This window comes from Clostridium moniliforme (assembly GCF_017873235.1).
Lineage (GTDB): Bacteria > Bacillota > Clostridia > Clostridiales > Clostridiaceae > Clostridium > Clostridium moniliforme.
Window position 1 is genome coordinate 79389 of record NZ_JAGGJZ010000007.1, and the last position, 12471, is coordinate 91859.

Genomic DNA, 12471 nt, shown 5'->3' on the forward strand with positions numbered 1-12471 from the left:
TCTTTTTCTATATTTAAAAAAATTAATAATTCTTTTTATAAAAATTATCTTTTACTTTATAAAAGGTATTTTTTTATTTTATTAAATTAACTTGAAAATTTATAATAAAAGCTAATAAAAACTAACAAAAAAATATAATTATTTAATTATATTTTTTTGTTACAAATTTTAATTTATAAGTTATAATAAATACTGAATAATATATACTGAGGTGATATGTGATGAGAGGAATCTACAATTCAGTAACAGATATACGAAGAAAAGTATTTACTGAGATAGCCCGCCTTGCTTATGAAGGTGGAGATTATGCAAGTAAAATAGAGGAACTACCTTTTAAAATTTTACCTGGAGAAAGAGCAACTTACCGTGATAGCATATTTTTAGAAAGAGCTATAATCGGTGAGCGTTTACGTTTAGGTATAGGACTTCCCCTACGTAAAATGGATGAACATGCCCCATTAAGTAGAGGAATTAATGAAAGTGCAATTGCTGAAAAATATTATGATGATCCATTAATTAATATTATTAAATTTGCATGTAATGCATGTCCAGAGAAGAAAGTAGTTGTTACAGATACATGTCAAGGTTGCTTAGCACATCCTTGTAAGGAAGTTTGCCCAAAAGATGCTATAAGTATGGTAAATGGTAAATCTTATATCGATCAAGAAAAATGTATTAAGTGTGGACGCTGCCAAACTGTTTGCCCTTACGGTGCTATTAATAAACTAGAACGTCCATGTGCCAAAAATTGTGGTATGGATGCAATAAAATCAGATGAATTTGGTCGTGCCGAAATTGATTATGACAAATGTGTATCTTGTGGTATGTGTCTTGTAAATTGTCCATTTGGAGCTATAGTTGATAAAGGTCAAATATTCCAAATAATACACGCAATGAAAACACAAGAAGAAGTTATTGCTGCAATTGCACCAGCTTTTGTTGGTCAATTTGGTCCTACTGTAACTCCTGAAAAGGTAAAAGCTGCTTTAAAGGAATTAGGATTTTCTGATGTAGTTGAAGTTGCTGTAGGTGCTGACTTATGTACAGTTGAAGAAACAGAAGATTTCTTAGCTAAGGTTCCAAAGGAACAACCATTTATGGCTACATCATGTTGTCCTGCATGGTCTGTTATGGCTAAAAAATTATTTCCTGAATTTAAACCATACATTTCTATGGCTTTAACTCCAATGGTATTAACTGGTCGATTAATAAAAAGACAAAAACCTAATTCAAAAGTTGTATTTATAGGACCTTGTGCTGCGAAGAAATTAGAGGCTAGCAGAAAAAGTGTTCGTAGTGATATAGACTTTGTTCTAACTTTTGAAGAAGTTATGGGAATGTTTGAAGCTAAAGGAATTGATATGTCTAAATTACAAGCTGATACTCCATTTGAAGAAGGAACTTCAAATGGTAGAGGATTTGCTGTAAGCGGTGGAGTTGCTAACGCTATAAAACAATGTATAAATGACAAATATCCTGAAAAAGAAGTTTTAATTGACTCTGCTGAAGGATTAAAAAATTGCAGAACTATGCTAACTCTTGCAAAAGCAGGTAAGCGTAATGGATATTTACTTGAAGGTATGGCATGTCCTGGTGGATGTGTTGCTGGTGCAGGTACCCTACAAGCAGTACCAAAATCCAGTACATTAGTAAAGAAATATACTAGCGAAGCTAAAAAGAAACTTGCTTTTGAAAGTGAATATTTAGATAATCTTGACTTATTAACAAAAGAATAATATAAGAATAAAACTTAAAACATAAATTATATTATATGAATTTATTATTTTATGTAAAATCCTTTAATATCTAAATTTATTTAACAAAAAAGGAAAATGAAACTTATAAAAGTTCATTTTCCTTTTTCTCTTTATTTTACTGCAAATATATAATCATCTATATATTCACCAATTCTATCTTTTAATAGCTCCTTTGGGTTTAATTCTAACTTGCCATCTCTTATTTTTTTATATTGAGTATGCATATATTGGCTAACTAATGTTATAGGAATTTCAACCTTACTTAAATTATCAAGCATCTTTTCTAATGCAAAATTTACATCTTCCTTAGGCATATAATATCTGCATCTATCTGAAAGACTGTATTTCCTATCAAATTTAATTTTTTCACTACTTCCAGAGTAATGTTTTATCCAATCCTTAGGTTCTTTTACCATGTTAAAATCTAAAACATCTATAAACTTAGATAATTCTAAATTAGGATTATATTTTAATAATTCATTTTCCATTTCATTTAAAGCAAAAGCTCCTTCTCTAAAACCAAAAGTTAAAGCAGGTCCAACTTTTAAGATTATATATCCATCCTCTACCATTTCTTTTAAAGCTTCTGGAGTTTGATAATCTGTTGAATGAGCTTCAAAAACTACATCATCATATTCTTTTAAAGCTTCTGTTAAATCCTTTGCAGCTTCTCTATTATATTCCCAAACATAATCACTACTAAATTCTACACCAGGTTGTACAACAACTCCAACTACATATTGAAGGGCATCATAAACACCAGCTTCCTTAAAAGCAGCTTTAAATGTTTCTAATGTATTTTTAAAATCTATAACTTTAGTTACTGAAATACCTTCTTCATCTTCCTTATCTTCTTCAGCCTGTGCTCCTCCTGGAATTGGAACTTCACTACCTATTACATAAACAGGATGAATTGCATTGGAATTTTCCTTTAATAATTCTTTATACGCATCTTCTGCTACTTTACAAAGAGTAGCTGCTCTTTTAGCTATTATCTCATCTCCAAAATTTCCAGATTCCATATCTCCCTTTATTGGCATACTTGTATCTATATGAATTTTAGTAAATCCTGCAAGAACATACTCTCTTATTAAATTTTTAGAATTTTCCATTGCAACTTCTGGATCTAAATTAGTCCAAGTAAGCGGACCTAAATGGTCTCCTCCTAGAATTATTCTATCTTCCTTGAAGTTATTATCTTTAGCTAATTTATATATATAGTTTATAAAATCCTTTGGTTTCATTCCTGTATATCCACCAAATTGATCTACTTGATTTGCTGTTGATTCTATTAAAAGATACATGTTTTCATCCTTTAATCTACTCATTGCAGCTTCTATAACATATTGATTTGAAGTACATACTGAAAATATTCCTGCATGTTCTCCATTTTTATACCTTTTTACAATATCTGTAATAGGATGGACCATATAATTTTCACCTCTTTAATTAAAATTAAGCTCTATTATTACTTCCACATACCATTATTTTATGTTTAACTATTTCTTTCATAGCTGCCTTTCCTGGTGTCATATATTTTCTTGGATCATTAGCATCTGGATTTTCTATAAAATATTTCTTTACAGCATCTGAAAATGGTATTTTTAAGTCAGTAGCTACATTTACTTTACATATTCCAAAGGAAATTGCCTTCTTTACTAATTCATCTGGAACATCTGATGCACCATGTAATACTAATGGAACATCAACAGCTTCTCTTATTTCTTTTAATCTATCAAAGTCAAGCTTTGGCTCTCCTTTATATAAACCATGAGCAGTTCCAATTGCAACTGCTAAAGAATCTATACCTGTTTTTTCAACAAAGTCTCTTGCTTGTTCTGGATTAGTGTACATTGCATCTTTTTCATTTACAACTAAGTCATCTTCTTGTCCACCTAATCTTCCAAGTTCAGCTTCAACTGTTGCATCATATTTATGAGCATAACTAACAACATCTTTAACTATTTTTATATTATTCTCATAACTTTCATGTGATGCATCTATCATAGTTGAATTAAATCCAATATCTACATAATGTTTTATAGCCTCTTTATCTTCAAAGTGATCTAAATGTATTGCTATTGGAATATCATATTTTTTTGCAGAAACTTCAGCCATTGCTACAATATATTCTCCACCTGCATAATTTATTGTTGATGGTGTACCTGCTAAAATAACTGGTGATTTAAGTTCTGCAGCTGTTTCTACTACAACTTGTAATGTTTCTAAATTGTGTATATTAAATGCAGGTACTGCATATCCTTCCCTTTGCGCCTTTTTTAACATTTCTCTTGTTGATAAAATTTTTCCCATTTTATGTTACCCTCTTCCTATTAATAATCTTTTTAAATTCCATCTATTTCGTATAATTCTTCTTCCTCTTCATCTTCTTTAATTACATCAAAAGGTTTTATTGAATTAACTCCTGAATTTTTTGCAAATTCTATAAGTTCATCTACTTCCATACCATCTCTACATAATGACACTTCAAGTATCATTCCTAAATTAGTTCCTGAAATAACTCTTATCTTCTTGTCTTTAATAGTTTGACTTAAAACTACAGATACTTTAAAAGGTGACCCTCCTGCTAAGTCTGAAAGAACTATTATTTCATTGCAATTAAGTTTACTTATAGCTTCTTTAAGTTTATTTTCTAAAGTTTCAGTGTTATCATCAGCTGTAAAATTTACACCTATTAAATTTTCTTGTTCTCCTGCTATTAATTTAAGTGAACTTAACATTCCCTTTGCAAATTCCCCATGTCCTGTTACTATTATCCCTACCATAAAAAACTCTCCCTTTCTTTAATAATTATTTATTATATGGATGTATTATTACTCCTTTTACCACTCTATTTACAGTTCCATCTGGTCTTGGGTTATCTGGTGAAATTCCAAGATGTAATGAACTGAATAATCCAAACATTTGACCAAATAACATATAATTAAAAACTGTATAAATTTCTGGAATATCTTGTCCATCTATTTCTAAATATTTATTACAAAGTGATTTTAATTCATCATTTTTCTTATAACTAATTACTGCTAATTTATGATTTCCTGTATCTCCATGAATTTCTTTAATTAAATCCATATCATAAAGATTTGTATATTCATTAATTGAATTCATAAATATTACTAAAGTATTATCATCAATAATTGATTTTGGACCATGTCTAAATCCTAAAACTGATTCACAAACTGTAATTATTCTTCCGCTAGTTAATTCCAAATTTTTAAGAGCCATTTCTTGGCATAATCCCTTTAAAGCACCTGATCCTAAATAAACAACTCTCTTACAATCTAAATTTACTAATTCATTAACATCTTCAAAATTATTATCTAAAATAAAATCTCCTTGAGTTGCTACTGCATCAACATATTTTTTATTTTCTTCTAAATTTTCAATATCAAATGCTAAAAGACTTGCAAGTAACATACAACTAAAGGAACTTGTCATTGCAAAACTCTTGTCATTTGATTCTTCTGGCATTAATAAACAAAGTGTATTATCATTTTCTTCTGCCTTCTTAGCAAGTTGTCCATCTTTATTACATGTAATAACCAGTTGTGATATATTTTTTACATTCTCTTGGAATATATTATAGGCTCCAACACTTTCAGGACTATTTCCTGATCTTGCATAAGATACTAATATTGTTTTAGTGTCTTCTTCTAAAAATTCATGAGGATTTGATACTAAGTCTGTTGTAGCTATTGCTTCCACTCTTGTATTTAGCATTTTAGCTAAAGCAAGATATATAGTATCCCCAACATAATCTGAAGTTCCTGCACCAGTTAAAATTATTCTAGTATTACTATCTAAATTTTTATTTAAAAATTCTGAAATATTATCCTTATTTTCACTTATTATTTCATAAGTTTCTCTCCAAAGCTTAGGTTGTTGCCTAATCTCTGTAGCTGTAAATGTTGCACCTAATTCTCTTAATCTTTCCTTTGTTAATCCAAAAATCATTTTAATACCTCCTACAACTGATAATGTTGTAATTACCAGTAATTTTAAAAATTTTTTATTTATATTTTTTTATTATTAACTATTTTTTAATTGAACCCTATATTTAAATTTATCCCCTCTAGCTACTCCAATTGTATACTCTATAAGTCTAGTATTTTCTAAAGTATATCTTTCTATCTTTAAGCTTGGATCCCCTTCTTGAATATCTAAATATATACTTTCTAATTTATTAGTTAGTATAGGTTCAAAGTATTCTTCTGCAAAAGTTAATTTAGTATTATACTTATCCCTAAAAATATCATACATAGGGCTTTCTTCTAATTCTTTTTTAGTTAAATTTTCAAATCTACTAAAAGGTAAGTATGTTATTTCATACATCATTGGTATATTATCTGCTTTTCTTATTCTTATAATTTTATACATTAAGTCCTCTTCTGAAACTTTAAATGTATTTGATAATTTTTCACCAGCTTCTATAATCTCAAAACTAACTATTTCTGAAGAAGGTTTTTTACCTATTTTTTTCATTTCTTCAGTGAAAGAATAAAATGAAACTAAATCTTGATTAACTCTCTTTGGTGCTACAAAAGTTCCTTTTCCATGAACTTTATATATATAACCATCTCTTTCAAGTTCATCTAATGCTTGCCTTACAGTTGTTCTGCTTACATCATAAATTTCACAAATTTCTCTCTCTGAAAGTAATTGTTCATTTTCTCCTAAACTTGAATTTATCTTTTCTATTAAAATATCCATTAACTGTAAATACAATGGTATCTTAGAATTTTTATCTATTACCTTCACTTGTTATTACCGCCTTATTTTTTTATTTATGAGAAGAATACAAATATATGAAAAATTCTAAAATAGAATATTCTTTTATTTAATTATAATCAATATTAACTCTATTATGCAATAAAAAATTAAATTTTCTTTTAGACTGGTAATTACCAAGAAAATAAAAAGGATCTATAAAAAATTTTTTATAGATCCAAAATTTTAATTATTTTTTAAATTATAAAAATTATAATATTTTAAATGCCTTTCCTAATATGCCTAAAACAACTGTAACAACTATTAACATAACAGGTGATTTACCTTTCTTAAGTAATTTATACATTAAGAAAGTATAAGCTAATGGTAAAATATTTGGCATTACAGCATCTAAAACTCCTTCTTGAAGTTTTACTTCTGCTTGTCCTGCTGTTATAACTAATGTAGTTTTTAAATTAACCATTGAAGCTATAAGTCCACCAACAACTGTTAATCCAACTATTGATGCAGCATGTGAAATCTTTTTAGTTTGCTCTTTTAAGTTTGTTATAGCTTTTACTCCAGTGTTATATCCATATTTCATTAAGAAGAATCTTAAGAAGAAATGAAGAGCATTAAATAAAACTAAAAATACTATTGGACCTGCAACATTTCCTTGACTTGCAAGAGAAGCTCCTATTCCAACACATATTGGAAGAGCTGTTAGCCAGAATAATGCATCACCAATTCCTCCTAAAGGTCCCATTGTTGCAACCTTTATTGCTCTAATTGTATTTCTATCCTCTTTATTCTCTTCCATAGCAATTATTAGTCCCATTATAAAGGTAACCAAAAATGGATGAGTATTGAAAAATTCTAAGTGATCTTTCATTGCATCTGAAAGGTCTTTTTTATTTGTATGAATCTTTTTAAGTCCTGGTAATAAACCATATAACCATCCACAGGCTTGCATTCTTTCATAGTTAAATGAAGCTTGAAGGAATAATGATTTCCAAACCATAACATTAAGATCTTTTTTATTTATTACTTTTTCAGTGCTAGCATTTTTATATCCTAATTCTGATGTAGTATCTACATTTGCATTTTTATATTCTACCTTAGATGCCATCTTCATACTCCTCCTTTACTACAACTTTTGCTTCTTGGTTACTCTTTGAATAATAATCATAAAGTGCTATACATAATCCAATTAAAGCAAGAGCTAATATTGGAATCTTGAAGTAAGTTACTAATAAAAATCCTGTTATTAAGAATGCAACATATTCTTTCTTAAGCATTATCTTAAGAAGCATTGCAAATCCTATAGCTGGCATAACACCTCCAGCTACTGCTAATCCATCAATTATAACTGTTGGAATCATATTTACTATATCTGCTGCTTTGTCTGCTCCAAAGTATATTGGTAAAAATGCACAAATAAAGTAAGATATAAAAAGAATTATCATTCCAAAGTAATTTATTTTATTAATTCCACTTGTGTTGGCCTCTTCAGCAAATTTATCTGCCTTATGCATGACAGGTGAAAATGCTGTAAATAATAAAGTTATTCCAGCCTGTGCTGCTACTGCAAATGGTACTGCTACTCCAATTGCAGCTTGTGGATCAAGTTTAGTTAAAATTGCAATACTTGTTCCAATTATTCCTCCTATAACAACATTTGGTGGTTGTGCACCAGCAAGTGGTACCATTCCCATCCATACAAGTTCTAGAGATGCTCCTACAATAAGTCCAGTTGTCATATCTCCAAGTATAAGTCCAACAATAGGTCCTGTTACTATTGGTCTGTGTATGTGAGTTAATCCATTAAACATGTCTATACCCGCAATACCTGCCCAAATAGCAATTAATAGCGCTTCTACTAACATTTTAGTACACCCTCCCCTTTATTTAATTTTTATAAATATATGAAATAAATTAAAAATGAAAACTAATTAAACAAATTTTTCTATATCTATTTCTACCCTTTCATCTGGAACTCTTCTAACCTCAACCTTAACTCCAAGATCTATTATTTTTCTTATTGTTTTTTTATCATCATCATCTAAAGATACAGTTGATGAAACTTGTTCTTTTCCTTCACTAAAGTGCATATTTCCAATATTAACTTCACTTATTGGAACTCCACCTTCAATAAGTCTTAAAACATCCTGTGGTGTTTTGCAAACTAAAAAAATCTTCTGTCTATCAGCAGCTTTATGAATTACTTTTATTGTTTTATCAATTGAAAAAAATCTTGCTTGTATTGCATCTGGTAAAACCATTTCCATTAAACTTTGTTGTACTTTATCCTTTGAAACTTCATCATTAGCAATTAAAATTAGATTTGCTCCTAAGTGATTTACCCATGTTACCCCTACTTGTCCATGAATTAATCTGTTATCTACTCTTGTTAATAATATATTTGGCATAACGAACACCTCCATAAATTTCTATAATTTTAAATTAACTTTTGTAAAAAATTTACTTTTTAATTTAAGTGTAAGTGTTTTTTAACTTTATGTCAATATTTTCCTTTTTTATATTTTATAGATTATTTAAATTAATTTTTCTTAGTATTATTATTATTTATAAATATCATTAAATATTCCAAGCACAAAAAAAAGATGCAATAAAAAATTGCATCTTTAAATTTAAAATTATTTATTATTCTATTAATTTTGATCTTCTAAAGAAAATTCTATAACATATTAAATTTGATAAAGAAATTATAGTTAGAAATATTAAATTAAAATCTACATCTATAATTTTCATTATTAACATATATAAAATACAAGTAATAATAAACATAATTATTAACGTTATTATATTTATTTTTTTTTGTGATTCTTCAATTATTTCCATAATTTCTTTTTCATTTAAATTTTCGTTTTTGTATTTATTTGCAAAAATAATAGGTGCTAGTGTTGCTAATAATTGTTTACTTGCTAAATCACAAATAAATATAATAAACACTCCAATAATGGAAATTATAAAAATATTAAAAGTTGAAATATTTATAGGCATTATTACTTCAACTAATTTAAAAGTTAAAAATAATGTCCCTCCTACTAAAGAAATTATAGGTAAAGTAACTGTCATCATCATAATAGTAATTTTTAAGTTTTTGTTTACACTATTCTTTCTATTAATAAAAATTGTAAATGTAAAAATACATAAAAACATAATTGATAATAATAAAATAACTAAAGCAACATATCTCATTTCCCAATCCCCTTACCCTTTGAATTGTATTACAGTTATTGTATCATTTAGAAATAATTTTATACAAGTAATTTTATTCTACAATCTTTAACAAAATATTTTTAAACTTCTTTCATTGATAATGCTATTCTTTTTCTCTTTTCGTCCACTTCTAAAATTTTAACCTTTATAACATCTCCAACTTTAACTATATCTAAAGGATGTTTTACAAATTTATTTGCCATTTGACTTTTGTGAACTAAGCCATCTTGATGAACTCCAATATCAACAAAAGCACCAAAGTCAGAAACATTTCTAACAGTTCCCATAAGCACCATGCCTGGCTTTAAATCTTTAAGTTCAATAACTCCTGTTTTAAGTATTGGCTTTGGCATATCTTCTCTTGGATCTCTTCCAGGTTTTTGAAGTTCTTTTATTATATCCTTTAAAGTAAGTTCTCCAACTTCAAGTTCATTAGAAAGATTTCTAATACCTTTTAACTTAACTCTATCTTCTATATCATATAATTTTTTATTTTTTAGATCTTCCATTGTATAACCTAAAACTTCTATAAGCTTTTTAGCTACATCATAGGATTCTGGATGAACTGATGTATTATCTAATGGATTTTTACTTTCCATAACACGTAAGAAACCTGCACATTGTTCAAAGGCTTTTTGTCCTAATCTCTTTACCTTTAAAAGTTCTTTTCTTGATTTAAACTCTCCAACTTCTTCTCTATATGCTACTATATTATCTGCAATACTCGAATTTATTCCTGATATATGAGTTAAAAGACTTGGTGTTGCTGTATTTAAATCAACTCCAACTTTATTAACTGAGTCCTCTACTACACCATTTAATGATTCCTCTAATCTTTTTTGAGTTACGTCATGTTGATATTGTCCAACCCCTATCGCCTTTGGATCTATTTTTACAAGTTCTGCTAAAGGATCTTGTAGTCTTCTTCCTATAGATATTGCACCTCTTACTGTAACATCTAAGTCTGGATATTCCTTTGTTCCAAGCTTAGAAGCTGAATAAACTGAAGCTCCAGCCTCTGATACTATAACATAAGATACTTCTTTGCCTGTTTCTTCTTTTATCTCTTTAATCATTTCACTTATAACTTCTTCTGATTCCCTTGAAGCTGTTCCATTTCCTAGTGAAATAACATCAACATCATATTTTTTAATTAATTCTTTAAGCTTATTTTTAGTTCCTAAAACATCATTTTTAGGTGCTGTTGGATATACTGCTGTATTTTCTAAAAACTTACCTGTACTATCTAATATTGCAACTTTACAACCAGTTCTAAATCCTGGGTCAAAGCCCATAACTACCTTACCTTTAATAGGTGCTTGAAGTAATAGAGCTTTAAGATTTTCTTTAAATATATTAATAGCTCCCTCTTCTCCCTTATCTGTAAGTTCACTTCTTATTTCTCTTTCAATTGATGGATATATAAGTCTCTTTAAAGAATCTTTAATAGACTCTTTTAAAAGTTCATCTGTATTGCTATTTCCTTTTAATATATTTTTTTCTAAATATTCTATTATTTTATCTTCATTTGAAGTTATTTTTACAGAAAGAACTTTTTCCTTCTCTCCTCTATTTATAGCAAGTATTCTATGAGGAGGTATCTTTTTAACTTCTTCACTATAATCATAGTACATTTCATAAGGTGTTTGTTCCTCACTACTTCCCTTTGTTTCTATTTTGCCTTCATTAAAAACAAAATTTCTTATCCATTTTCTATATTTAGCTTCATCAGAAATTATTTCTGCAATTATATCTAATGCACCTTTAATTCCTTCTTCTTCGTTTTTTACGCCTTTTTCTTCATTTATGAATTTCTTAGCTTCCTCATTAATATTTCCACTAAAGTTTCCACTTAATATAATTTCTGCTAAAGGTTTTAATCCCTTCTCTAAAGCAATTGTTGCCCTTGTTCTCTTTTTTGGTTTATAAGGTCTATAAATATCTTCAACTTCAGTTAAAGTTTCTGCTTTATTTAAAGCCTTTTTTATTTCTTCTGTAAGATTGCCCTGTTCTTCTATGATTTTACTTACAGCTTCTTTTCTATCTTCTAAATTTCTTAAATATGTTAATCTTTCCTCTAAATTTCTTAAAACTTCATCAGAAAGACCACCTGTCATTTCTTTTCTATATCTCGCAATAAAAGGAACAGTATTTCCTCCATCTAATAGTTCAATAACATTATTAATAACATCTAATTTAAGTACAAGCTCCTTGGCTAGTCTTTCATTAATATTCATTTTTTAACCTCCAAAACTAATTTATCCATATTTCATTATACCCTTCTTCTTAATAGCAATAAACTTTTTTAAATCATTTTAATTATTACATATTGTAATTATGTTAAGTTCTAGTATAATTTAAATTGTAAATATTTTCCATAAGGTGGTTTTACTATGAACAAATATATACAAAAAATAATTTCTTTATCTTTAATTATACTAATTTTTTTATTATCTCTTAATCATTTTAAAATAATTGAGTTTTCTAAAATATTAAAAGAATCCTTTTCTTTTATAACTTTGATATTAATAATTATATCTTCTATATCCGTTGTAAACAGTAAAAAACCAGGTATTTATAAGTTTATAAATTATATTATATTAATTACTGCAATACTTGGAGGTATTCTTGTAATAATATATTCAAAATTAAATCTAAGTGTATATTTATGCATTTTATTTACATTAATTTATGCACTTATAGATATGCTATATAAAAAAGCTTAAGTTAAATCTTAAGCTTT

12 protein-coding genes are annotated in these 12471 nt (G+C 27.8%); 2 read left to right on the forward strand and 10 right to left on the reverse strand.

Going from position 1 to position 12471, the window contains the following annotated elements:
* Window positions 1-221: 221 nt before the first annotated feature.
* Complete coding sequence (locus J2Z53_RS10500; protein WP_209797446.1) at window positions 222-1736, forward strand: 4Fe-4S dicluster domain-containing protein; 1515 nt, start codon at window positions 222-224, stop codon at window positions 1734-1736.
* A gap of 131 nt (window positions 1737-1867) precedes the next feature.
* On the opposite strand, the gene J2Z53_RS10505 is transcribed toward J2Z53_RS10500, so the two are convergent.
* The 10 genes from J2Z53_RS10505 to J2Z53_RS10550 form a co-directional block, all read right to left on the reverse strand.
* Window positions 1868-3187 carry a class II D-tagatose-bisphosphate aldolase, non-catalytic subunit gene (locus tag J2Z53_RS10505; protein WP_209797447.1) on the reverse strand — a complete coding sequence of 440 codons (1320 nt, stop codon included), beginning with the start codon at window positions 3185-3187 and terminating at the stop codon, window positions 1868-1870.
* Between the two features lie 25 nt (window positions 3188-3212).
* Window positions 3213-4070, reverse strand: a complete 858-nt coding sequence (locus J2Z53_RS10510; protein ID WP_209797448.1) for a tagatose bisphosphate family class II aldolase — start codon at window positions 4068-4070, stop codon at window positions 3213-3215.
* 32 nt (window positions 4071-4102) lie between these two features.
* A complete protein-coding gene (agaF, locus tag J2Z53_RS10515) occupies window positions 4103-4543 on the reverse strand; it encodes a PTS galactosamine/N-acetylgalactosamine transporter subunit IIA (RefSeq protein WP_209797449.1) in 441 nt (146 codons plus the stop codon).
* Window positions 4544-4568: 25 nt separating this feature from the next.
* Window positions 4569-5732, reverse strand: a complete 1164-nt coding sequence (locus J2Z53_RS10520; RefSeq protein ID WP_209797450.1) for an SIS domain-containing protein — start codon at window positions 5730-5732, stop codon at window positions 4569-4571.
* Window positions 5733-5807: 75 nt separating this feature from the next.
* Window positions 5808-6536 (reverse strand): GntR family transcriptional regulator, encoded by a 729-nt coding sequence (locus J2Z53_RS10525; protein WP_209797451.1) that lies wholly within the window; start codon window positions 6534-6536, stop codon window positions 5808-5810.
* A gap of 220 nt (window positions 6537-6756) precedes the next feature.
* Complete coding sequence (locus J2Z53_RS10530) at window positions 6757-7614, reverse strand: PTS system mannose/fructose/sorbose family transporter subunit IID (RefSeq protein ID WP_209797452.1); 858 nt, start codon at window positions 7612-7614, stop codon at window positions 6757-6759.
* Complete coding sequence (agaW, locus tag J2Z53_RS10535; RefSeq protein WP_209797453.1) at window positions 7604-8371, reverse strand: PTS N-acetylgalactosamine transporter subunit IIC; 768 nt, start codon at window positions 8369-8371, stop codon at window positions 7604-7606. Before agaW ends, J2Z53_RS10530 begins: the two co-directional genes overlap by 11 nt.
* 66 nt (window positions 8372-8437) lie before the next feature.
* Complete coding sequence (agaV, locus tag J2Z53_RS10540) at window positions 8438-8914, reverse strand: PTS N-acetylgalactosamine transporter subunit IIB (protein WP_209797454.1); 477 nt, start codon at window positions 8912-8914, stop codon at window positions 8438-8440.
* Window positions 8915-9149: 235 nt separating this feature from the next.
* Complete coding sequence (locus tag J2Z53_RS10545) at window positions 9150-9707, reverse strand: hypothetical protein (RefSeq protein WP_209797455.1); 558 nt, start codon at window positions 9705-9707, stop codon at window positions 9150-9152.
* Between the two features lie 101 nt (window positions 9708-9808).
* Window positions 9809-11965 (reverse strand): Tex family protein, encoded by a 2157-nt coding sequence (locus J2Z53_RS10550; protein ID WP_209797456.1) that lies wholly within the window; start codon window positions 11963-11965, stop codon window positions 9809-9811.
* A 156-nt stretch (window positions 11966-12121) separates the two neighbouring features.
* On the opposite strand from J2Z53_RS10550, the gene J2Z53_RS10555 reads away from it, so the two are divergent.
* Window positions 12122-12454: a hypothetical protein gene (locus tag J2Z53_RS10555; RefSeq protein ID WP_209797457.1), complete on the forward strand. Its 333-nt coding sequence runs from the start codon at window positions 12122-12124 to the stop codon at window positions 12452-12454.
* Window positions 12455-12471: the final 17 nt, after the last annotated feature.